General features: G+C 37.0%; 23 protein-coding genes. 20 read left to right on the top strand and 3 right to left on the bottom strand.

From position 1 onward, the window contains the following. The first annotated feature begins 4 nt into the window (after positions 1 to 4). From ACTB0X_RS13140 to ACTB0X_RS13125, 4 genes are all read left to right on the top strand, one after another. Positions 5 to 1507: a PorP/SprF family type IX secretion system membrane protein gene (locus tag ACTB0X_RS13140; protein WP_463025496.1), complete on the top strand. Its 1503-nt coding sequence runs from the start codon at positions 5 to 7 to the stop codon at positions 1505 to 1507. Between the two features lie 380 nt (positions 1508 to 1887). After that, the gene (locus ACTB0X_RS13135; protein ID WP_463025495.1) at positions 1888 to 2259 is read left to right on the top strand and encodes a DUF1304 domain-containing protein; all 372 of its coding nucleotides are present in this window, start codon (positions 1888 to 1890) and stop codon (positions 2257 to 2259) included. A 97-nt stretch (positions 2260 to 2356) separates the two neighbouring features. Beyond that, the gene (locus ACTB0X_RS13130) at positions 2357 to 2638 is read left to right on the top strand and encodes a hypothetical protein (RefSeq protein WP_463025494.1); all 282 of its coding nucleotides are present in this window, start codon (positions 2357 to 2359) and stop codon (positions 2636 to 2638) included. Between the two features lie 3 nt (positions 2639 to 2641). Beyond that, complete coding sequence (locus ACTB0X_RS13125; protein ID WP_463025646.1) at positions 2642 to 3613, top strand: glycosyltransferase 87 family protein; 972 nt, start codon at positions 2642 to 2644, stop codon at positions 3611 to 3613. A gap of 87 nt (positions 3614 to 3700) precedes the next feature. Here ACTB0X_RS13125 and ychF read toward each other — a convergent pair whose 3' ends face one another. Continuing rightward, the gene (gene ychF / locus ACTB0X_RS13120) at positions 3701 to 4792 is read right to left on the bottom strand and encodes a redox-regulated ATPase YchF (protein ID WP_463025645.1); all 1092 of its coding nucleotides are present in this window, start codon (positions 4790 to 4792) and stop codon (positions 3701 to 3703) included. Between the two features lie 169 nt (positions 4793 to 4961). On the opposite strand from ychF, the gene ACTB0X_RS13115 reads away from it, so the two are divergent. The 14 genes from ACTB0X_RS13115 (at position 4962) to ACTB0X_RS13050 (ending at position 18241) form a co-directional block, all read left to right on the top strand. Next, the gene (locus ACTB0X_RS13115; RefSeq protein WP_463025493.1) at positions 4962 to 5804 is read left to right on the top strand and encodes a transketolase; all 843 of its coding nucleotides are present in this window, start codon (positions 4962 to 4964) and stop codon (positions 5802 to 5804) included. Positions 5805 to 5849: 45 nt separating this feature from the next. Beyond that, a complete protein-coding gene (locus tag ACTB0X_RS13110) occupies positions 5850 to 7244 on the top strand; it encodes a vWA domain-containing protein (RefSeq protein ID WP_463025492.1) in 1395 nt (464 codons plus the stop codon). A 7-nt stretch (positions 7245 to 7251) separates the two neighbouring features. Then, positions 7252 to 8205, top strand: a complete 954-nt coding sequence (locus tag ACTB0X_RS13105; RefSeq protein WP_463025491.1) for a transketolase family protein — start codon at positions 7252 to 7254, stop codon at positions 8203 to 8205. 79 nt (positions 8206 to 8284) lie between these two features. Beyond that, positions 8285 to 8836 carry an RNA polymerase sigma factor gene (locus ACTB0X_RS13100; RefSeq protein WP_463025490.1) on the top strand — a complete coding sequence of 184 codons (552 nt, stop codon included), beginning with the start codon at positions 8285 to 8287 and terminating at the stop codon, positions 8834 to 8836. Positions 8837 to 8869: 33 nt separating this feature from the next. Continuing rightward, the gene (locus tag ACTB0X_RS13095; protein ID WP_463025489.1) at positions 8870 to 9280 is read left to right on the top strand and encodes a hypothetical protein; all 411 of its coding nucleotides are present in this window, start codon (positions 8870 to 8872) and stop codon (positions 9278 to 9280) included. Between the two features lie 19 nt (positions 9281 to 9299). Continuing rightward, on the top strand, positions 9300 to 9806 hold the full coding sequence (locus ACTB0X_RS13090; protein WP_463025488.1) for a hypothetical protein: 507 nt from the start codon (positions 9300 to 9302) through the stop codon (positions 9804 to 9806). Between the two features lie 502 nt (positions 9807 to 10308). Next, the gene (locus tag ACTB0X_RS13085) at positions 10309 to 10731 is read left to right on the top strand and encodes a VOC family protein (protein ID WP_463025487.1); all 423 of its coding nucleotides are present in this window, start codon (positions 10309 to 10311) and stop codon (positions 10729 to 10731) included. A 90-nt stretch (positions 10732 to 10821) separates the two neighbouring features. Next, positions 10822 to 11931, top strand: coding sequence for a sensor histidine kinase (locus ACTB0X_RS13080; protein ID WP_463025486.1), 1110 nt, complete (start codon positions 10822 to 10824; stop codon positions 11929 to 11931). Continuing rightward, entirely contained in the window at positions 11921 to 13249 is a 1329-nt protein-coding gene (locus tag ACTB0X_RS13075; RefSeq protein ID WP_463025485.1) for a sigma-54-dependent transcriptional regulator, read from the top strand. The genes ACTB0X_RS13080 and ACTB0X_RS13075 overlap by 11 nt, the downstream gene beginning before the upstream one ends. 463 nt (positions 13250 to 13712) lie before the next feature. Beyond that, positions 13713 to 14996: a Glu/Leu/Phe/Val family dehydrogenase gene (locus tag ACTB0X_RS13070; RefSeq protein WP_463025484.1), complete on the top strand. Its 1284-nt coding sequence runs from the start codon at positions 13713 to 13715 to the stop codon at positions 14994 to 14996. A gap of 10 nt (positions 14997 to 15006) precedes the next feature. Beyond that, positions 15007 to 16125, top strand: a complete 1119-nt coding sequence (locus ACTB0X_RS13065; RefSeq protein ID WP_463025483.1) for an NAD(P) transhydrogenase subunit alpha — start codon at positions 15007 to 15009, stop codon at positions 16123 to 16125. 9 nt (positions 16126 to 16134) lie between these two features. Then, positions 16135 to 16440 (top strand): NAD(P) transhydrogenase subunit alpha part 2, encoded by a 306-nt coding sequence (locus ACTB0X_RS13060; protein WP_463025482.1) that lies wholly within the window; start codon positions 16135 to 16137, stop codon positions 16438 to 16440. Between the two features lie 2 nt (positions 16441 to 16442). Next, a complete protein-coding gene (locus ACTB0X_RS13055) occupies positions 16443 to 17834 on the top strand; it encodes an NAD(P)(+) transhydrogenase (Re/Si-specific) subunit beta (protein ID WP_463025481.1) in 1392 nt (463 codons plus the stop codon). 2 nt (positions 17835 to 17836) lie between these two features. Further along, the gene (locus tag ACTB0X_RS13050) at positions 17837 to 18241 is read left to right on the top strand and encodes a GreA/GreB family elongation factor (RefSeq protein ID WP_463025480.1); all 405 of its coding nucleotides are present in this window, start codon (positions 17837 to 17839) and stop codon (positions 18239 to 18241) included. 131 nt (positions 18242 to 18372) lie between these two features. Here ACTB0X_RS13050 and ACTB0X_RS13045 read toward each other — a convergent pair whose 3' ends face one another. Next, the gene (locus ACTB0X_RS13045; protein ID WP_463025479.1) at positions 18373 to 18909 is read right to left on the bottom strand and encodes a hypothetical protein; all 537 of its coding nucleotides are present in this window, start codon (positions 18907 to 18909) and stop codon (positions 18373 to 18375) included. Positions 18910 to 19295: 386 nt separating this feature from the next. Beyond that, positions 19296 to 20105: a hypothetical protein gene (locus ACTB0X_RS13040; RefSeq protein ID WP_463025478.1), complete on the bottom strand. Its 810-nt coding sequence runs from the start codon at positions 20103 to 20105 to the stop codon at positions 19296 to 19298. Between the two features lie 186 nt (positions 20106 to 20291). On the opposite strand from ACTB0X_RS13040, the gene ACTB0X_RS13035 reads away from it, so the two are divergent. After that, positions 20292 to 21764, top strand: a complete 1473-nt coding sequence (locus ACTB0X_RS13035) for a vanadium-dependent haloperoxidase (protein ID WP_463025477.1) — start codon at positions 20292 to 20294, stop codon at positions 21762 to 21764. 279 nt (positions 21765 to 22043) lie between these two features. Beyond that, positions 22044 to 22544 (top strand): outer membrane beta-barrel protein, encoded by a 501-nt coding sequence (locus ACTB0X_RS13030; protein ID WP_463025476.1) that lies wholly within the window; start codon positions 22044 to 22046, stop codon positions 22542 to 22544. Positions 22545 to 22684: the final 140 nt, after the last annotated feature.

Below are 22684 nucleotides of genomic sequence, written 5' to 3'. Positions count from 1 at the left end.
AGACATGACGAATAGCAAAAACAAATTAGTCACCGCCACACTTGCCATTTTGGGGTTCATCGCTTTCAATAATTTGGAAGCACAACAAAGCCCAATTAGCAACTTTTATAATTTCAACAATTACTTATTGAATCCTGCAGAAGCAGGCCATCAATACCGATTGGCAGGAACAGCCAGTCACCGGATTCAATGGCAGGGAATTGATGGTGCTCCCAAAACAACTTTTATGGGAATTCAAGGAGCGCTAAATGAAAAAATGGGAATTGGTGGAAAAATAACAGTAGACCAAACTGATATTTTAAAACAATTCAATGCCGCCCTCTCCTATTCTTATGCAATTTCAATCAATGAAAATACGAGTCTTCGATTTGGAGTATCGGGTATGATGGCTCAAAATAGTATCAATTACAACAAAGCAATTATTGGAGATTATGCGGATGAAGTGGCTTTAGGTGGTTCACAAAGCGGTACCACTTTCGATGCTGAAGCCGGACTGATGTTGGCGTATAAAAAAGGAAAAATTGGGATTGCAGCATCAAACCTTTTTGAATCAGATGTTAATTACACGCTACCTAAAAACAGAGGCGACGGAACTTTTGAACGCGTGAGATACCTGAAAGCATATGGATCGTATGAATTCAAATTGTCAGACAACTGGAACCTAGAACCATTTATACTAGCTAGAAACCAAGGAGTAAACAGCTTTCAAGTGGAAGTCAATGTCATGACTTCTTGGAAAGAAACCCTTTACCTTGGAATTGGATATCGGCAAGAAGCCGGATACATTGGAAAACTGGGCTTTCAAATCACTGACAAGCTTATGGCTGCATATGCTTACGAGTTTTCAAATACTGGAATCGCTTCCAATAGCAATGGAACACACGAATTTATGCTTGGATTGAGAATGGGGAAAATAAAGAAAACAACTCCTCCTTCACCGATTGAGGAATATACAACACCAATGGTTACTGAGAAACCATCCCAAAAATCTGAAGAACCAATTGAAGAAAAAGTTAAAATAGAAGAAGAAGTTAAAGTAGAAGAAATTGAGACCCCCATTTCTGAAGAAAATACAGTTGTTAAAACTGAAAAAAAGGAAATTACTCCTGAAAAATTAGAATCAACAACTGTTTCTATTTCTGATGTTGAAAAAGTAACAACAATTAATTCAGAAGTATTTGAACAGAATATACCTTTCGAATTTGAACAAACGATGTTGAATGCGGAAGCGATGGCCTCATTAAATGCCATCGCCACCGAATTAAAACAATTCCCGGAGCAACAAATCATCATCTTAGGACATACTTGCGATATGGGAAGCGATGCGATTAATCAGCAAGTATCTTCAGAAAGAGCAAAAGCAGTAGAAAGTTATTTAATCGCTAAAGGAGTTGATGCAAATCAAATCACCACCAAAGCCATGGCAGATACGAAGCCGATTGCTCCAAACACGACGATTGCGAATAAGCAAAAAAACAGAAGAGTTGAATTTGAATTGGTGAAGTAAAGGCAAGTTTAAATACTTCCATTTAGAACCCTTCAAGGATTAATCCTTGAAGGGTTTTATCCCCTCAAGGTTTTTTATTTTAATAAAGATTATTCTTCAAAGTCCTGAAGGGACGACATATTTAAAAGAATGGGGTAAAACCCATTCAAAATACATTTAGCAAAATAAAAAAACCTGAAAGGGTGACATAATTATTAGTATTAAACTCAACAATCTTTAGTAGAATGATAATTAACTCTTATAAAACCTTTCAAAACTAATACTCGCAAATTATTAAACCAAGAAGGTTTTCTAGTTAACAGAAGAAACCGATACACAATCTACACTACCCTATGCATCCTAGAAAGTAAACATTATCTTTATCCTCTAAAAATAAAATGATGCAAATACTATCGAAGATCTTAATTGGAATTATCGCCTTTGAGCACCTCTACATTCTTTACATGGAAATGTTTGCATGGGAAACTTTAGGAAAAAAAACATTCAAAGGCGCGTTGCCTGATGACCTATTCAAACCCACCAAAGGCATGGCAGGAAACCAAGGATTATACAACGGATTTCTATCGGCAGGATTAATCTGGTCACTCATTATCACAGATCCTCAATGGAGCACCAATGTGGCTTTATTCTTTTTAGGTTGTGTTGTTGTGGCAGGCTGCTATGGAGCAGTTACCGCAAGTAAAAAAATCTTTATAGTTCAAGCAATGCCTGCCATTATTGCATTTATTGTGACTTTGTTATTTAGGGTTTAAAAAAGAGATAAATTTTGACCGAATGATTCCATCCATTTGTTAATTCTATTGGAACCATTACTTTTACTCGGACGCTTAATTGAATGCAGAGAAAAAAATGGATTTTGGAAAACTAAAGCTTAGTCGACTTATTGGCTTATTGTTAATCATCATTTTTATCATTTTTGAATATAGCCGCACAGGCGATTTTTCAATCTATTACAATGCAGCCTCTAATCTTTTTCAATTAAATGATTTATACCATCCACTCTATGGAGAACCTCCAACTCTTTTCTATTTAGGCAATCCACTTATTACCCTATTTTTTTACCCATTCACTTTACTTCCGATTTCCATCGCTGCAATTCTATTGAAGTTCACAGGAGTCTTCTTGCTTTAACGGATTTGGATCATTATTTCATTCTACCTCATTGACTATCGGTATAATAATAAATTAATAAATATCCTTCAACTTTCAATCTTTGGAGCGGGATTTATCAGTATTTATTACAACCTGCACATCGTACAACTTACTATTGTAATGCTCTATTGCTGTTTAGAAGGTATTTTTCAAATCAGCCAAAAACAAAATGTACCCCTTGGTGCACTGTTAATTGCATTTGCTGTTTTAACGAAAATTAGTCCAATTGTGCTGCTACCCTATCTAATTTATCGCAATCACTTGAAAGCATTTATGTGGACTCTTTTATTTCTTGGAGTTTTAGTAGGAAGCACCTTCGTTTTTATTGAGCCTTCAAAGAGTTTGTTTCTTTGGTCCAAATGGTGGTATTTAATCAATCCATTAGATCCTGAATCTATTTTTGACATGAACAATAGAAAAAACCATGGAGTCAGCACATTACTATCCACATTATTTATAAAGGATATTACGGATAACATTGTTGAATTAACCAACAGAAGATACCTTATTGATTTAGGAAGAGAGCAAGTTAAAGTTCTTATTACACTTGCTAGAATTGCATTAATTGGATTGACCTTCTATTTCTTAAGAAGTCGGCCTTTTATAAAGCAAAACGTCAAACTGAATGAATTCTGGGAGTTCAGCTATTTAATGCTAATTATTCCGCTCTTCTTCCCACAACAGAGAATCTATAACTTTATTTTTATACTTCCCGCTTTAGCATACCTAAGTCACCAACTAGTTATCCATTATAAGCAACTAAAAAATTACCAACTAAAGCTCGTTTTTTTTATTTTTTGTGTCTTTTTATTCAATTTTGAGCTATTTTTTGGACAATTGCGGTTGTATTTATGGTATTACAAAACCATCACTTATGCCACTCTATTCATATTGATTTTGTTAATGTGGATCAGACCAACTTCCTCTGAAATGCACACTCAAATGAGTGGATAGAGACTTAAATATAAATTATAGCTTTTGTTCAAAAAAAAATCCCCTTGACTTCGCCAAGAGGATTTCTAAATTAATTTATACTATCGCTTACACATTAAACTTAAAGTGCATGATATCTCCATCTTTCACGATGTATTCTTTTCCTTCCATGCTCATTTTTCCAGCTTCTTTCACCGCAGCTTCTGATTTGTAATGCAAGAAATCAGCATACTTAATTACCTCTGCTTTAATAAATCCTCTTTCAAAATCAGTGTGGATTACTCCTGCCGCTTGTGGTGCAGTCATTCCTTTTCGAATGGTCCAAGCTCTTACTTCTTTAACACCTGCCGTTAAGTAAGTTTCTAAGTTCAACAAACGGTAAGCCGCTTTTATCAATTGATTCACACCTGGTTCTTTCAAACCGGCATCTTCCAAAAATTCTTTACGTTCTTCAGCGCTTTCCAATTCAGCAATATCTGCCTCTAAACCTGCAGCAACTATTATAATTTCTGCATTTTCATCTTTTACTGCCTCTCTAACTTGCTCTACAAATTTGTTTCCCGTTGCAATAGAACCTTCGTCCACATTACAAACGTACAGTACTGGCTTGTCTGTCAATAAAAATAAATCAGCTACATATTTACGATCTTCAGCTTCTACAGGAGTCGAACGAGCAGCTTTCCCAGACTCTAGATGCGCTTTATAGGTGTTCAATACTTCTCTTTCCAGTATCGCTACTTTATCTCCTGTTTTTGCAGCTCTTACTGTTTTTTCCAACTTCTTATCAATTGCTTCTAAATCTTTTAAAATCAATTCGTAGTCGATCGTTTCTTTATCTCTTACAGGATTTACACTTCCATCAACGTGAACAATGTTACCATCTTCAAAACAACGCAAAACGTGAATAATGGCATCTGTTTCTCGAATGTTTCCCAAGAATTTATTTCCTAACCCCTCTCCTTTACTTGCTCCTTTTACCAACCCTGCAATATCAACGATATCGATGGTTGTTGGTAAAATACGTTCAGGATGAATCAAGTCTGCCAAGGCATTCAAACGCTCATCTGGCACAGTAATCACCCCAACATTTGGTTCGATGGTACAAAAAGGAAAGTTCGCCGATTGTGCTTTCGCATTCGACAAACAGTTAAACAAAGTTGATTTTCCTACATTCGGTAAACCGACAATTCCACATTTCAAAGCCATTCTTCTATTGTTTTGGGTGATTAAAAAACGGGCACAAAGATATTTATTATTTAGCGGTTAATTTCGTTTTCAACGAATTTCGAAAGTTATTAACAGAAATCTAGCATTCTTGCTGAATTCAGTTACTTTTGTGACCCAAACAACCTCGCAAAATCGAAACAAAATGGCTGATATAGCAAAACTAGAAAAAGTTGCCTCACAAGTTAGAAGAGACATTGTTAGAATGGTGCATGCCGTAAACTCAGGTCACCCAGGTGGTTCTTTGGGCTGCGCAGATTACTTTACAGCGTTATACTTTGAAGTAATGAAGTATTCAACAGACTTCAAAATGGATGGAAACGGAGAAGATTTATTTTTCCTATCTAACGGCCACATCTCACCAGTTTGGTACAGTACCTTAGCTAGAGCTGAATTTTTCGAAGTAAAAGAATTGGCGACTTTCAGAAAGTTAAACACTCGTTTACAAGGTCACCCAACGACTCATGAAGGCCTTCCAGGTGTTCGTGTAGCTAGTGGATCTCTAGGTCAAGGATTGTCGGTTGCCGTTGGTGCAGCTTTGACTAAAAAATACAACAACGACGATCGCATCGTTTATACCCTTCACGGTGATGGAGAATTACAAGAAGGTCAGATTTGGGAAGCCGCACTATTTGCTGCTCACAATAAAGTAGACAATATTATTTCTGCAATCGATTTCAATGGACGTCAGATTGACGGAGATGTTGAGGATGTAATGGGTTTAGGTGATTTAAGAGGAAAATGGGAAAGCTTTGGTTGGACCGTTACAGAAATGGACGGAAACAACATGCAAGCGGTCATTGATGGTTTGGCTCATGCTAAAACATTAACTGGAAAAGGAAAGCCAGTAATGATCATTATGAAAACCGAAATGGGTGCAGGTGTTGATTTCATGATGGGATCACACAAGTGGCATGGAGTATCTCCGAATGACGAGCAATTGGCTGATGCATTGAGCCAATTACCTGAAACACTAGGAGATTATTAAGAGGCACAGTTGTTGATTTACCGCAGCGAACCGAATCCAACACTCATGAAAAATAGATTAAAAACGCACATGCAACAGTTGATGATGGCACTCTTAATAGGAGTGGCTTTCTTGCTGACGCATGATGTGGCTGCACAAACTCCAAAAAAGACGCGTATTCTATTTGTCCTGGATGGCTCACAGAGCATGTATGCTCGTTGGGAAAATGGACAAAAAATGCAGGTAGCCACTCGCCTACTGGGTGAAATGGTGGATAGTCTGAAGAGTGTGGAGAATGTAGAAGTCGCTTTGCGTGCTTTTGGGCATACCTATCGAGTAGTTCAAGGAGACAGAAGTTGTACCGATACCAAGCTGGAAGTGCCTTTCGGCAAAAACAACCACGATAAAATCATTAGTAAATTAAGAGAAATCAGACCAATGGGAACCACTTTGATTGCTTACTCTTTGGAGCAAGCGGCCAATGATTTTCCTACTTGTACTGATTGTAGAAACATTATTGTGTTGATCACCGATGGAATTGAAGAATGTGATGGTGATCCTTGTGCAGTGTCATTGGCATTGCAGCGAAAAGGGGTTGTTCTAAAACCTTTTGTGATTGGTTTAGGATTGGATCCAAGTATTATGGATGCTTTTAAATGCATTGGTAATTTCTACGATGCACGCAATGAATCGACTTTCAAACAAGTTTTGAATATTGTGATTTCTCAAGCCTTGAACAATACAACGGCTCAAGTGAATTTATTAGACATTTACAACAAACCAACTGAAACAAACGTAGCAATGACCTTCTACGATGCCTTTACAGGAATGCCTCGCTACAACTTCGTGCATACATTAGACAGCAGAGGAAATCCAGATACGATTCCGGTTGATCCATTGGGAAAATACAATTTAGTGGTTCATACGACACCAGAAGTAGAAAAGAAAGACATTGAATTGACGGCAGGAACACATAACTACATTGCAGTAGATGCCGCTCAAGGTAGTTTAGTTTTGCAAATGAATGGCTTCAACGAATACCAAAAATTACAAGCCATAGTGCGGAAATCAGGAGAAATGAACACCTTGTATGCGCATACCTTCGATGAAGAAAAGAAATACTTGGTCGGTAAATACGATTTGGAAATCATGACCTTGCCACGGATTTTATTGCCGGAGGTAAACATTGCTCAAAGCAATGTGACCAAAATCATGATTCCGCAACCTGGTGTTGCGGCTATCGGAATGGGCGTAAAAGGATACGGAACTATCTTCGTAGAAAAAGGCGATCATTTAGAAAAAGTAACCGACTTAAATCTCAACTCAGTAAGAGAATCAATTGTTTTGCAACCGGGAACCTATAAATTAGTGTTCCGACCTTTGAATGCAAGACTCTCCATATACACGAAAGAAATTTCATTTACCATAACCTCAGGACAAACAACTCAAGTAAAATTTTAATCAAGCGATGAAAAAGTATACTTCTACAGGAAATAAAGACACCCGCTCAGGATTTGGAGACGGATTACTCGAAGCAGGAAAGAAAAACGAAAATGTTGTCGCAATGTGTGCCGATTTAACAGGCTCATTAAAGATGGACGCGTTTAAAAATGAGTTTCCTGATCGATTTATACAAGCAGGAATTGCAGAAGCAAACATGATCGGGATGGCCGCAGGAATGACCATCGGTGGGAAAATTCCATTCACAGGAACATTTGCCAACTTTTCTACCGGCCGTGTGTACGACCAAATTCGTCAGTCGGTAGCGTATAGCGATAAGAACGTGAAAATTTGTGCATCCCATGCTGGTTTGACTTTAGGAGAAGATGGAGCCACTCACCAAATCTTGGAAGACATCGGGTTGATGAAAATGTTGCCAGGAATGACAGTGATAAATCCATGTGATTACAACCAAACGAAAGCGGCAACAATTGCGATCGCTGAACACCATGGGCCAGTTTATTTAAGATTTGGTCGTCCGAAAGTGCCGGTATTTATGCCAGAAAATGAAAAGTTTGTGATTGGAGAAGCAATTCATTTAACAGAAGGAACAGATGTCAGCATATTCGCTACTGGACATTTGGTTTGGGAAGCTTTACAAGCCGCTGAGCAATTGGAAGCAAAAGGATTCTCTGCAGAAGTAATAAATATTCATACGATTAAACCTTTAGATGCAAAAGCAGTCTTAGCATCGGTGGCAAAAACCAAATGTGTGGTTACCGCTGAAGAACACATGCGAAATGGTGGTTTGGGTGATTCAATCGCACAATTGTTGTCGAGAGAGAATCCTACTCCAATGGAATATGTTGCTGTGAACGATTCATTCGGCGAAAGCGGAACACCAGAAGAATTGATGACCAAATATGGCTTAGATGCGGCTAACATTGTAAAAGCAGCAGAAACTGTTATTAAACGAAAATAACAGCAATACTTAAGAAGATATTTGGAGCCATTAATTCATTAGAGTTAATGGCTCTTTTTTTAGATAAAATAGAGGAATAGTGGAAGAACACTTAAGCGATACCAAAATAATTGAACTTTGCTTAGACGGCGAAAGTCAGTCGTATGGATTTAATTTATTGGTGCGGAAATACCAAAAACGACTCTATTTTCACATTCGAAAAATGGTAATTGTGCACGACGATGCTGATGATGTGTTGCAGCAGACTTTTATCAAGGCATGGAAAAGCATCACCTTATTTCGTGGCGATAGTCAGCTCTATACGTGGTTGTATCGAATAGCCTCCAATGCATGTATTGATTTTTTGAAAGACAAAAAGAAACGGAGTCACTCTGATATTGAACAGATTTCGGAAAGTTATTTGAATGCATTAGAAGAAGATCCATTGTATTCAGGAGACGATATGGAAAGGGAATTTCAAAAGGCCGTATTGACTTTACCAGACAAACAACGACTGGTGTTTAACCTGAAGTATTTTGAGGAATTGAAATACGAAGAGATTTCTCAAATAACCGGCACATCAGTCGGAGGACTAAAGGCTTCCTACCACCATGCTGTCGAAAAAATTAAAGCTTTTATCAAACAAGATTAAACCATACCAAAGTTAATCAGTCAAACTACCGAGATGAAAACAAATGATCCATTTAATCAAAAAAACAAGCAACCTTTTGAGGTGCCTACTGGATACTTTGAAGCGTTGCCGACAAGAATCCAAAAGGCCATTCTTGAAGACGAAAGTAAAATGACAATTTGGGATAAAATCAAACCAATCCTTGTTGGTCGGTTTACTATTTCGACAAGCATTATGGCCCTATTGGTATTGGTGATTCTGCAACTTTCCAATAGTTCCCACTCCCCTGCCATCAATGCAGATGAAGCCTATGCTTATTTGAATGAGTTGGAAACAGATGAATTAAACGAAAACATCATGTTGGAATACTTTGATGAAATTCCGACCTACACTGTTGAATTCACGCAAGAAGAAATAGAGAGTTATTTATTGAACCAAGAATATATAGAAAACGAAGTGTATTAATCCATTAAATTTAAACAAGATGAAAAAGAAAATCTTAATCGCTTTTATAGCTGTAACTTCAGTTATCGGCGCACAAGCACAGGAGAAAAAACAAGATAGATCTGAGAAAATGCTGGAGTATAAAATCAGTTTTGTAGAAGAACAATTAGCGCTAACAGATAAAGAAAAAGCAGCATTCACTCCGATTTACAAGGAATATTTACAAAAAGAACAAGAATGCAGGAAAGAATTTAGGTCTGAAAAAGGATCCTTACGCGGAGAAAAGCAATTACTCTCTGAAAAATCTGATGCAGAAATTGAAAAAGAATTAGATGCTCACATTGCCCGAAAAGAAAAAGGCTTAGCAGTAGATAAAGAGTACTTGGCTAAATTCAAAAAAGTACTGCCGATTAAAAAGGTGGCACAACTTTATGAAGCAGAAAGAGCTTTCAAAAAAGAATTATTGGACAAGCTAAGAGATAAAAAAGGCGAAGGAAAAAGAATGAAAGGAGAGGAAGGCACTATGCGCCCAAGTTCTGTAGATTAAAATTCCTAGTTTCTAAAAGTTTATTGATTTAGATTAGTTGAAACCTTCAGGGTTTAGTGAGAAATTACTGAGCTTTGGAGGTTTCTTAGTTTTATAAAATGGTTCACAAAGTGGATTCAATAATATAAATCTTGTTTCTATCTTCTATTCTCTACATATAACCACAAAGGGTACAAAATTTTACACAACGGTTCAGAGTTTGATTGATTAACCTACAATTTCAAAGCATAGAAATAAAATAGACCAATTAAATGATAGACATATTAAACATATGAAGAATGCGAAGCATTTTGAGATTAATTGATTCTCTTATTGAACCTTTGACTGATTGACCAATTAATTCACTAATATATTGATCAATTGTGCAATTAATCCATTAATAAATTAGAATAATGCAAAGCATTCTGCAACTCTTTCATTGTTAAATTGATTCATTGATATATTAATCCATTGTTAAATTGATTCCAATTATTAATACATTTGATTCTAAACTAGAAGACAAATGAGTAAAAAAGGACGAGTAACAGGAATTGGCGGTATATTTTTCAAAACCAACGATCCAGATCAAACCAAAGAATGGTACAAAACCAATTTAGGACTAAATACCGATGCTTACGGCACTACTTTCGAATGGAGAGATGCTAATGATGCTGAAAAAAAAGGACATACCCAATGGAGTCCATTTAAATCGGACACCAAGTATTTTGAACCGTCTGCCAAAGAATTTATGATCAACTATCGGGTTGAAAACATTGAAGCGCTGGTGGAGCAACTTAAAGCAAATGGTGTGACTATTCTAGACGAGTTAGAAGTCTTCGATTATGGAAAATTTATTCACATTTTAGATGCAGATAATAACAAGATTGAATTGTGGGAACCTAATAACCCTAAGTACGATGAGATAGTTGAAGGACGTACTTCTTAAGTTAACATTCCATTGGTGATAACATTTGTATTTCTTTCACTTTTTAAATAAAAAGGAAGTCCTACATTTGGGTAAAATCTCCCCGATTTAATGACTACTAATCAGTTAAAAAAATACAGTCTCTCTCGTTCTCTGAATGAGCGCATTAAAGAGCTTAGTTGTCTTTATGAAATCTCTAAAATAGCCCAAAAAGCAGTAGTGGATTTACCCGCTACTATTGAGGAAATAACAAGTGTGATTCCGAAAGGTTGGCAGTATCCATCAAAAATGGCAGCCAACATTGTTTTGGATGGTGAAGTATTTGGTACTTCTACCCCCTCTCAACACTTTCAATTTACTGATTTAGTCATCAACGGAGTGAACCGTGGAAAACTCATTGTTTATTACCTCTCTGAGCCTCCAAAAGATCAAATCATATTCCTAAAAGAAGAAGAAGCATTAATTTATCAAATTGGATTGGAGCTTATTGCAATCTTTGAGTTGCATGAAAAAAGGGAGAATGAAAAAAAAATTCAACAGCGATTACGGCACAACGACCGATTAAATTTATTGGGAGAAATTACTGCTGGTATTGCACATGAACTCAATACGCCATTGGGCAACATCCTTGGTTTTTCAGAATTGCTATTGAGAGGCGAAAATGACCCCAAGAAAGTCGCTGACCTTAAAAAAATCATTAACTCATCCTTGCATGCAAGAAGCATTGTAAAAAAGCTCATGTTTTTTTCATGCGAAATGCCCACCCAATTCAAGCACCATTCTATCAATCAGTTGATTTCTGAAAATCTTGGGTTATTGCAGATTCAGTTGAATGAAAAAGAAATAGAAGTGGTTTTGGATTTATCCTCAACCGACTTGCCGATAAAAGTGGATGCCATTCAGTTTTCTCAAATTCTATTTAACCTGGTCTTAAATGCCATCAGTGCAATGCCAGTAAAAGGAAAGCTAACCATTCAGACTAAAGAGGAAGAAGGAGAAGTTATTTTAACAATTTCAGATAATGGAAAAGGAATCTCCAAAGAGTCCATGACCAAATTGTTTCAACCATTCTATACGACCAAGCCGGTTGGGGAAGGAACGGGACTAGGACTAGCAGTAGTATACGGAATTGTACAAAGCCATGGAGGAAAAATCACCGTAGATTCTGAACTAGAAAAAGGCACTGCATTTACCATAAAACTAAAAAAAGATGTCAACTAAGTCCATCTCAGTTTTGGTAGTGGATGACTCTCACGATATGTTAGAGGTTATCCGAAGAAACCTGAATGAAATGGGGTTGAATCCATTTACATCGGACAATGTGGTTGAGGGCATTGAAATTTTAGAAACAACTGACATCGACTTGGTCATTACAGATTTGAACATGCCAGAAGTCGGCGGCACACAATTGGTCAAATACATATCGCATCACTTTTCGGACACTCCTGTATTGGTCATTACGGGTTATCCTGAAGTTCAAGGTGCAGTAGACGTAATGAAAATGGGAGCTGTAGAGTATTTGATAAAACCATTCACCAATGATGAGTTGAACAAAGCATTGGATCATATAATTGGCGAAAAAATAACAACTCCAACTACTGAAGCACAACCCGAAGAAAAAATAGAGTCTTTTTTTGGAATCATTGGTGTTTCTGAGCCGATGCAATTGTTGTACAAAACCATAGAGCGAATAAAAAATAACAAAGCGACCGTGTTGGTAACTGGTGAAAGTGGAACAGGAAAAGAAATGGTGGCACGCGCCATTCATTATAACAGTTCCTACTCCTCTGCCCCATTTGTAGCCGTTAATTGTGGAGCTATTCCAGATCAATTGTTAGAGAGCGAATTGTTTGGGCATTTGAAAGGAGCATTCACAGGCGCCGCAACTACAAGAGCAGGCTTTTTCCAAGCAGCAGATAAGGGCACCATCTTTTTGGATGAAATCAGTAATTCTTCACACTCAGTGCAAGCAAAATTATTGCGAGTGATACAAGAGAAAGAAATCACCATGCTTGGCGGCACCAAATCACAGAAAATAGATGTACGAATCATTTCTGCTTCAAATGCTGATTTAAAAGAGCAAATAGAGAAGTCTGCTTTTCGAGAAGATTTGTTTTATCGATTGAATGTGGTGACCATACATATCCCACCATTGCGTGAACGAAAAGAAGATATCCCAATATTAATCAATCATTTTAACCAAATATACAGTCAAGAAAATAAGAAGAAGCCCTTGAAATTTCCTTCGGGAATTAAAACCATTCTGAAAGAATATTCTTGGCCAGGTAATGTCAGAGAATTAGAGAATTTCATCCACCGATTGGTAATCATGATAGACAACAGCGTTTCTATTCATGACTTGCCAGATTACATGAAAATGAGTTCGCCTTTAGTGACAAATTCAGCAACGACAATTACCCTAGCTGAAATGGAAAGAAAATACATTTTAAAAGTACTGGCAGAAGTAAACAACAACAAAACAAAAGCTGCCGAGCTATTAAACATAGACCGAAAAACATTGAGAGAGAAAATAAAATAACACTGGTACATTTTGTACCAAGCGGAGAGAAACTCCCCGTTTTTAATATCAATTATAACAATAAAAATTAAAATCAATAAAAAATGAGGAGATCTAAAATACTAACCTAAAATGAATTAACTACAATTAGTCGATTCTAGATTTTAATTGGCATGCACTTCGTAAAGAGCAATAGAAATTGCAATAGAAATGAAAGTGAATACTCAAAATAGAATCTGCACTAATTGTGAAACGAATAATCAGTGTGCCTTGCAAACTGATCATTCGCCAGTCATTTTTTGTGAAGAACACAATGTGGCAGAAAATTCAAAAGAGTTCATTTCACTTCAAAGAAAAAATATTAATGAAGGAAGTTTCTATTTTGGTTTATGTTCCACTTGTGACTTTGTAAAAGACTGCAATTTAAAATCGCAAGATTCAATTATTTTAAACTGTGAACATTATCAATAATTTAATTAATTAGATGGAAGTTAAAGCACAAGACAAGAAGAAAACAGGAATGTATGAGAACGTGATGAATCAGTTCAATCATGCAGCCGATTTAATGAATTTAGACAAAGGTATTCGTAAAATTTTATCATCAACCAACAGTGAAATTGTAGTTCATTTTCCTGTAAAAATGGACGATGGATCAATTGAAACATTTACCGGATATAGAGTACAGCACAACAATGCGCTAGGACCATACAAAGGTGGATTAAGATACCACCCAACAGTAGACATTGATGCTGCAAGAGCTTTGGCTATTTGGATGACATGGAAAACGGCGTTGGCAGGATTGCCTTTCGGCGGTGCTAAAGGAGGAATTGAAATCGATCCAAAGAAATACTCTATGGGCGAATTAGAAAGAATCTCTAGACGTTTTACGTTTGCTTTGGGTGATAACATTGGACCGGACCTAGATATTCCTGCTCCTGATGTAAACACCAATGCTCAAATTATGGCTTGGATTTCAGACACGTTTGCTTCTCAAAAATCACCATCAAACCGATTTAACAATTTACATGTTGTTACAGGAAAACCTTTGGGTTCAGGTGGATTGGAAGGAAGAGATAGAGCAACTGGTTTTGGTGTAGTTGCTACGATCAAATCATGGGCAAAAGTTAGAGGTGTCGATTTAAAAGGAATGAAATACATCGTTCAAGGATACGGAAATGTAGGTTATTGGACTGCCCACTTTTTAAATCAATTGGGTGCTGTAATGATAGCTGCACAAGATGCAAGCGCTACCCTATACAACGAAAACGGAATTGATGTAGAAGCATTGTACCAACACAGTTTAGGTTACAAAAACCAAATTGAAGGATTTGATGGAGCAAAAGAAATGAATGCTGACGAATTCTTTGCATTGGATTGTGACATCATTGTTCCTGCTGCTTTGGGTAACCAGATCACAAAAGACAATGCCTACGATATCAAAGCTAAATTAATTGCTGAAGGTGCAAACGGACCAACAGACACAGATGCAGAAGCAATTTTATTAGAAAGAGGTGTAGATGTTATTCCTGACATTCTTTGTAATTCAGGTGGTGTAATTGGTAGCTACTACGAATGGTTGCAAAACAAGCGTTCTGAAATTTGGAAAATGGATCAAGTATTAGACATGATTCATGACAAAGTGAGCATCGCTTTTGACAAAGTAGTAGAAACTTCAAAAGAGTATGATACACACTGGAGAAACGGCGCTTACCTAGTAGCTCTTAAACGATTAGAGTTAACTTATAAGGAAAGAGGCGTGTTTCCATAATCAAATTGATATGAAACAATTAGGAGTAATTAATGAGAGTCAAGGCGATAAAATTGTCGCCTTGACTCCCAAAAGTGTAGAACAGCTGAAAGGGCATTTTAACATTTGTATTGAAAAAGATGCAGGGTTATTTGCGGGTTTCACCAACGAAGCCTACGAAGATGCTGGAGCGACCATCGTGCCAACCAAGGCCGATATCATTCAGTATTCAGATGTGATCCTCAGCTATGGAAGCGCTTTAGGAAATGAGAAATTGAACCACAATAAAGTATTCATTGGATACTACAATGTGATCAACGACCACTCCATTATTTCTCCTTATATCGGTAAAAAAACAGAGGTATATAGTTTAGACTTAATCCCTCGAACGACAATAGCACAATCAATGGATATTATTTCGTCGGTGGCTTCTATTTCAGGCTATCAAGCTGTTTTGATGGCTGCTGAAATGTCTCCATTGGTTGTTCCTATGGTCACTAGTGCAGGCGGCACCTTGCGCCCAGCCAAATTCTTAATCTTAGGCGCCGGAGTAGCAGGTTTACAAGCCATCGCTACAGCAAAAAGATTAGGTGCTCAAGTAAAAGCTTTCGACATCCGTAAAAACACGAAAACTGAAGTAGAAAGTTTAGGTGCTACTTTTATAGAAGTAGAAGGATCGGTAGAAAGCGAAAAAGCCGGTGGATACGCCGTTGAGCAAACAAAAGATTACATGGATTTAGTAGCAGAACGATTAGCCGAAGAATCCAAAATAGCTGATGTGATAATCACTACTGCAAAAATTCCGGGAAAACCCTCCCCTCGATTGATCGACGAGAAAACGGTCTATTCCATGAAGCCAGGCTCAATCATCATTGATTTAGCGGCAGAAAATGGTGGTAACTGTGCATTGACTAGGAAGAATGAAACCATTGCAGTAAATGGTATAACGATTGCAGGGCCAATTTCTTTGGTAAGTAAATGTTCCAATGCTTCCTCTACTTTAGTCTCCAATAATTTTACTTCCTTCTTATTACACTATTTAAAGAAGTTGGAAGCCAATGAAACCGATGAAATACTGTCTGCAACAAAAGTCGTCGAAGATGGAAAAGTTATTCATGAACGGATCATTTCAGAGATAAACAACCACTAAAATAAACACATGTTAGATTCATTTTATTTGTCACCCTTAGATGGGTGGTACGTCATTGTATTGAGTATTTTGATCGGCTTGGAAGTCATCAAAAACGTTCCATCCGTCCTTCATACGCCTTTAATGTCAGGCGCTAATGCCATCAGTGGGATTATATTAATTGGTGGAGCAATCCAATTATTGTCCACTCCACTGACAGAAGTTTCTACCATCTTAGCCGCTTCATTGGCGGTGCTGATAGGAAGCATTAATGTTTCGGGTGGTTTTTTTGTCACCAATAGAATGTTGTCCATGTTCATCAAAAAGAAAAACTAACTATGGTAGGAATCATCAATCTCGCTTATCTCCTATCAGCCATCGGTTTTATCGGAGGAATTAAATTAATGGCAGCCCCATCATCTGCTCGAAATGGAAACATTTTATCGGCTGTAGCAATGGTAATCGCCATCCTAGCAACTGCTATTCTGATCGTATTTCAGCAAGGACAGTTGAACAACATCTATTTATTGGGAGCTTTACTCTTGGTGGGAACCATTATTGGGAAAGCCTTATCCGAAAGTTATGAAATGACACGGATGCCTGAATTGATTTCTTTATTTAATGCGTTTGGAGGATTGTGCGCTTTAATTATCGGTATCAACGAGTCGTTCATCAACTCATTGACAATAGATCAATCAGTAATTAAGGTCGTGTTGCTATTGGGTGTATTTTTAGGCGGCGCCTCTTTTTCAGGAAGTATTATTGCCTTCTACAAATTGGCCGGTAAATTGAAAAATAATTTTCGCTCGAAAGCATTGACGGCATTGAGTTGGATCATTGTTATTGCATTACCGGCTTGGCACATTATACAACCAGAGACTGCGCTGAGTTTTCAAACGATTTCCATCATTATAGGAGCAATCAGTATCGTCAATGGAATTCAGTTTGCTATGCCAGTAGGTGGAGCAGATATGCCAGTATTGATTTCTGTGTTGAATGCCGTTACCGGAATAGCTACAGCCATTTCAGGGATTTTATTCGACAGCACCATTATGCTTTTAGGAGGAATATTGGTGGGTTCTACAGGTATCTTATTGACGATACAAATGTGTAAAGCCATGAACCGTTCCCTGAAAAAGGTATTGTTGGGACAAACAGCAGCTTTAAAAAGAAGTGGTCACACTGCAGAAGCCTTGCAAGAAATTCAAACGATATCTACTGCAGAGACTGCCTCTATCCTCGCCTTTTCAAAAAATGTCGCCATTATTCCCGGATTTGGAATGGCCGTTTCTCAAGCTCAAAAAGAGTGCTTCGAATTGCAAAAAAGGTTAGAAGGATTAGGCGCCAATGTAAAATACATTATTCATCCAGTAGCAGGAAGAATGCCAGGGCATATGAATGTTTTGCTGGCAGAAGCCAACATAGACTACAACGACATTGTAGAAATGGAAGAAGTAAATCACAATATGGCTCAATTTGATGCCGCCATCATTATAGGTGCCAACGACGTAGTGAATCCTGCGGCTGAAACTGATGCAGACAGCGTTGTATATGGTATGCCGATTATAAAGGCTTATCAGGCCAAACAAGTAATCGTGATGAAACGAGGAATGTCGGCAGGATACTCTGGAGCAAGCAATCCATTGTTTGAGCGTGCCAACTGTAAACTCCTTTTTGGGGATGCAAAGCACAGTTTAAATAAAATTATTGAAGAAGTGAAAATGATATAGATATGGAAGTAACCAATTTAGTTGTCACAGAGAAGGACAAAAAGACATTAATCGATTTGATTCGAAATTCAGAGGCTGTGGACCCAATCGCGGCTAAATGTAGAAAAAAGTTATATGAGGAATTAAAAGTAGCCACTATTATTTCGGAAGAAGAATTTCCAAAGAAAACAGTAAGAATTGGAAGTATAGTTACCATCACTACCCCATTTGGTCGTAAGGCCGGATTGGAAATGGTACTACCTCAAAGAGCAGACATTCAAAAAGGGAAATTATCAGTTCTCTCGCCAATGGGCACAGCTTTAATTGGCTATGAAGAAGGAAGCGATGTGAATTGGCATTTCCCTCAAGGCGATGAGATCATCAATATTGAAAAAGTAGAGAACGACATGGAGGTGTATCCTCATTAATAGAGGTGTCGGCGGATGCTCTGTTTAAACGGGTGAAAGGCGGTCTGTACAGACCGCCTTTCTTTTTTTAACCGAATTATTTTCAGTGACTACAAAATTTTCTTTTTCGACTAATCAGAAATTAGAACAGTTCAATTAACATGATAATCAACCAATCTTCTTTCATAGTGAAAATGGCCAGTACTAAAATAAAAAAACTTTTCAAAAGCTAAGCCTACTCCTTTTGCATAACTCTGCTTGGTATACCTAACTTCAGGATAAGTTGAAGTTCCACCATTTACAGCTTTTACTTTTCCTTGTAACGTTAATACATCGTTAAATGAACCTGCAGGAACAACTAACGGAACACTGTCTTTTACCATCATATATTCAGTGATATAAATATTAGGATTCATGGAATCAACTGCTATTACCCGGTACAAATCTGTTGCCGAAAATACTATTCTACCTCCGTATCGATTCACTATATAGCCAGTTGAGTCCTTCCTATATACATCCGATTTGTTTCTATTCGAACCGATAGGATTTCTCATATTATACACCATATAATCAGTTCCATTAATTTTCTCTTCTCTAACGGTAACCGTGTCTCGACTAACAAACGTTTCAATATAATTGGTATCAACTTGATAGGTTTCGTAAATCCAATAATTGGCAGAATCGGTCAAGAAATAATCAGAATTGGAAACTGATTTAGCTACAGGTGGGACAATAGGAGTTGTTACATCATCATCATCTTTTGAGCAAGAAGTAACAATGAATGCAATTGAACAAATGAGTGTGGCAATTTTTAACTTTCACATATTTAAATAGTTTTTATTGTTGGAGTTATAAAAACTTAATATTTATTCATTTATTGTTCTAGTATAAGCTCCTGAATTAGCAAAGAAAATTTTTAGAAAAAAATAGTGCCCTTCGATACAAATCTTCGTTCCTCAGATTTACTCAGGGTACTATTTAAAAGGCCTATCTATACAAAATCGTTGAGAATTTTAGTTTTATAAAAAGGCCCCTGAGTGACCGACTGAAAAGAGGTTGTATCGAAGGGTACTTTTCAATCCCTAAACTTTAAACTCCCTGAACCAATCTTATTATTGAATACGCCAGTAAAACGGATGTCACAAAAGTCGATTTTTCCAGTTCCAGTACCCGTTGAAATAAAGTAAATGGTTTTGCCTTGTTCGGTATCAAAGTTCTCAAATCTAGTACTATAACCGACCTTAGCTTGATAGTATTCAGAACCGATTACAAACGTTCTATCTGCAGCAGGAAAGGAACTAACAGGAAGTGTCACCAACATTTCCTGTCCACTATAAAATCGAAATGTAATTTGCATTTCACTGTCAGTAATAATCTCAAAAGCAGAACTCAAAACATCATCTGCCCCCACTTGCCAATCAATTTTATCGGTTTTTAAGTTGGCAGCGCATGGAACTTCCATATCTTCACAAGGCGGACAGAATCCTCCACAATCTACTCCAAACTCCTCCTTATCTGCATCAAATTTGCCATTGTAACAATGAGAAATATCCACGTATCCGCCAGGAGCATTTATAACTTTAAAACAATTTTCTATATCAAATAAATAAGTAGCATTAAGGGTGTGAAAGCTACCGACCTTAGTGAGACTTTCTTCATTTCCCTGATTATCATAAGTAATAAATACTTCTCCAAAATCCTTTGTGGTACATTCACCTGGAAATATAGTATCATCTATTTGATTAGTATTCCATGAATACAAAACAATTTGATCCGAAGTTGAATTACATACTTGTAATTGAGCGTTATCACATCGAATATCATCTTTTTTCTTACAAGAAAAGAGTAGAATAGTCAACAAAAAAAGAAAGCTTATTTTTTTCATGCTGTAAAGAAAGAGAAAATAATGATTCTAAAGGATTCAGAATGATTTAAAATTTAGCGATTTATGATAAAAATATTCAAAAAGAACCTTGCAGCAATGCATTTTCATTTTGTTCTTAAAAAGTCTATTATTTTTTATTAGAAAATAAATGGAATCACTAGATTCGTAGCTTCTAAACTTTTCATAATGACACGTACTTTTACACTGTTTGTATCTATCCTATTAATGATAAGCTGCAACCAACCTCAGAACAACGACGAACAAACACTTATTGAAGAAATTAAAGAGCCAATAGGCATCAATAATATAGCCTATAAGTGGGGTCAAATGGCCTTAACCGCTACTGCCTATGATACCGAGCGATTTAAGCCAAAACCAACAATTACATCTCGATACTTAGGGTTGATATTTACCTCTATTTTTGATGCTTGGTCGCGATATGATGAAAAAGCAATTCCTGTATATGCCACAGAAATTCAGAGAAGACCGTCTATTGAACACACCTTGACAAATAAAGAAATTGCCATAAGCTATGCTGCTTTTAGAGCTATGAATGAATATTATTATTCGGATTCCGCAATCTTTTTTAAATTTATGGAAGACCTTGGGTTAGACCCAATGAATAAATCGTTAGATCCGAGCACTCCAGAGGGCATTGGAAATTTAGCGGCAAAAGCGGTCATTGAAGCTCGGAAAAATGACGGATCGAATCAATACGGCGAAGAAAACGATTCGAGTAGGACTCCTTATTTAGACTATACAGGATATACTCCAGTCAACACAGCTGATAAAAACATTGATATTAACCGTTGGCAACCAAAATACTTCTCTGATGGAAAAGGTGGCACGTTTGCTCCAAGTTGTTTAACCCCTTTTTGGGATAAAGTAAAACCAATCGCATTAAAATCGAGCGACCAATTTCGACCCGGCCCACCTCCGATGGTTGGCTCAGAACAATTAAAACAAGAAGTTCAAGAAGTAGTAGACCTTCAGGCCAATCTAACCGATTATCAAAAAGCATTGGTAGAATTTATGAGAGATGGGCCCCAATCGGTTCAGCAAGCAGGACATTGGCTGAAATTTGCACAGGATGTTTCAAGAAGAGACAGTCATAATTTAGACCAAGATGTAAAAATGTATTTCTACAATCAAGTGGTTGCTATGGATGGTTTTATTGCTTGTTGGGATTCCAAAATGTTCTACGATTATGCACGCCCATTCGCATTGGTGCATCAATACTACAAAGGTAAAACCATCAAAGCTTGGGGAGGTGAAGGAAAAGGCATGATGGAAATGGATGGAGTGCATTGGCGACCCTATTCTCCCGAGATCTTTTTATGTCCTCCATTTCCAAGTTATGTTTCAGGTCACAGTACCATTAGTGGTGGATGTGCTGAAGCACTTAAATTATGGACAGGAAGTGATCAGTTTGGATCCGAAGCGACATTAGTAGCAGGTGCAATGACAGAGCCAGGTTATAATGGAGATACCATTACGTTGCAATTTCCAACATTTACAGAAACTGCTGAGATGGCAGGAATTTCTAGAGTGATGGGTGGATATCATATTCAAGCAGAAAACGTTGCCGGATTAGAATTAGGTAGAAATGTAGCCCATGAAGTCTGGCATTTTTACAAGAAACACATTGGAGAAGAGTAATCTTTTATTAATACGAAATAGTAACAATCTGACACTAGAAATAGAAACCCCTTGAATTTTCGATTCAAAGTATATTGCAATCTAAATTAAATTTAAAACTTACTTATTTTTAATCACTTAAAAAATTAAAGGATGAATCAAAAGAGAAAGAAAAAAAGGTAACTTTGAATCGATTGCGTTTATTTTTAAATCACAAAATAATAATAAATGGAGCCCAGAAACCATTAAAAAAAACGGGGCGTTATTGAAAAGCCAAACGAGTAGGACAATAAATAAAATATGAAAAAGCAACTTTTATTATTAAGTTTTTTAGTGGCAACAAATGTTATTTTTGCTCAAAATCCAATTGACAAAGGACAAGCACAATTCAACGCAGGATTAGGATTCTCTTCTTGGGGATTGCCAGTATATTTAGGAGTAGATTATGGTGTTCATGAAGACATCACAATAGGTGGAGAACTTTCGTTTCGCTCTTATCGAGAAGATTATTTTAATAAGCGCTATAGACATTCTGTAATAGGTATTTCTGGAAATGGAAATTACCACTTTAATCGACTTTTAGATATCCCCTCTAACTGGGATTTTTACGCCGGCTTAAATATTGGGTTTTATATTTGGAACTCTTCGAGTGATTACCCAGGATCAAGCTCTTCCGGATTAGGGCTTGGCGCACAAGTGGGTGGACGTTATTACTTTAATGAAAAAATTGGAATCAACTTAGAATTAGGAGGCGGTAATGCATTTTCAGGTGGAAAAATCGGAGTTTCTATCAAACTATAAGAACTTTACAATACGTTTAATACGATTTCAAAATATATAGAAGGCGGCTCCATGAGCCGCCTTTTTGTTTATGATAGTATTAGACTTAACAACACGCCACTTTAAGTATGATTATCCGCAGAACAAAAGAACTATCTGAG

The organism is Acidiluteibacter sp. (assembly GCF_055129545.1).
Note: the sequence above shows the minus strand (reverse complement) of the source record. Positions and strands in the feature narration are given on the sequence as shown.

Bases quoted from the DNA above. Each gene is read 5' to 3' on its own strand.
- ACTB0X_RS13140 (WP_463025496.1), top strand. From the start codon at position 5: ATGACGAATAGCAAAAACAAATTAGTCACCGCCACACTTGCCATTTTG.
- ACTB0X_RS13135 (WP_463025495.1), top strand. From the start codon at position 1,888: ATGCAAATACTATCGAAGATCTTAATTGGAATTATCGCCTTTGAGCAC.
- ACTB0X_RS13130 (WP_463025494.1), top strand. From the start codon at position 2,357: ATGGATTTTGGAAAACTAAAGCTTAGTCGACTTATTGGCTTATTGTTA.
- ACTB0X_RS13115 (WP_463025493.1), top strand. From the start codon at position 4,962: ATGGCTGATATAGCAAAACTAGAAAAAGTTGCCTCACAAGTTAGAAGA.
- ACTB0X_RS13110 (WP_463025492.1), top strand. From the start codon at position 5,850: ATGAAAAATAGATTAAAAACGCACATGCAACAGTTGATGATGGCACTC.
- ACTB0X_RS13105 (WP_463025491.1), top strand. From the start codon at position 7,252: ATGAAAAAGTATACTTCTACAGGAAATAAAGACACCCGCTCAGGATTT.
- ACTB0X_RS13095 (WP_463025489.1), top strand. From the start codon at position 8,870: ATGAAAACAAATGATCCATTTAATCAAAAAAACAAGCAACCTTTTGAG.
- ACTB0X_RS13090 (WP_463025488.1), top strand. From the start codon at position 9,300: ATGAAAAAGAAAATCTTAATCGCTTTTATAGCTGTAACTTCAGTTATC.
- ACTB0X_RS13085 (WP_463025487.1), top strand. From the start codon at position 10,309: ATGAGTAAAAAAGGACGAGTAACAGGAATTGGCGGTATATTTTTCAAA.
- ACTB0X_RS13080 (WP_463025486.1), top strand. From the start codon at position 10,822: ATGACTACTAATCAGTTAAAAAAATACAGTCTCTCTCGTTCTCTGAAT.
- ACTB0X_RS13075 (WP_463025485.1), top strand. From the start codon at position 11,921: ATGTCAACTAAGTCCATCTCAGTTTTGGTAGTGGATGACTCTCACGAT.
- ACTB0X_RS13070 (WP_463025484.1), top strand. From the start codon at position 13,713: ATGGAAGTTAAAGCACAAGACAAGAAGAAAACAGGAATGTATGAGAAC.
- ACTB0X_RS13065 (WP_463025483.1), top strand. From the start codon at position 15,007: ATGAAACAATTAGGAGTAATTAATGAGAGTCAAGGCGATAAAATTGTC.
- ACTB0X_RS13060 (WP_463025482.1), top strand. From the start codon at position 16,135: ATGTTAGATTCATTTTATTTGTCACCCTTAGATGGGTGGTACGTCATT.
- ACTB0X_RS13055 (WP_463025481.1), top strand. From the start codon at position 16,443: ATGGTAGGAATCATCAATCTCGCTTATCTCCTATCAGCCATCGGTTTT.
- ACTB0X_RS13050 (WP_463025480.1), top strand. From the start codon at position 17,837: ATGGAAGTAACCAATTTAGTTGTCACAGAGAAGGACAAAAAGACATTA.
- ACTB0X_RS13040 (WP_463025478.1), bottom strand. From the start codon at position 20,105: ATGAAAAAAATAAGCTTTCTTTTTTTGTTGACTATTCTACTCTTTTCT.
- ACTB0X_RS13035 (WP_463025477.1), top strand. From the start codon at position 20,292: ATGACACGTACTTTTACACTGTTTGTATCTATCCTATTAATGATAAGC.
- ACTB0X_RS13030 (WP_463025476.1), top strand. From the start codon at position 22,044: ATGAAAAAGCAACTTTTATTATTAAGTTTTTTAGTGGCAACAAATGTT.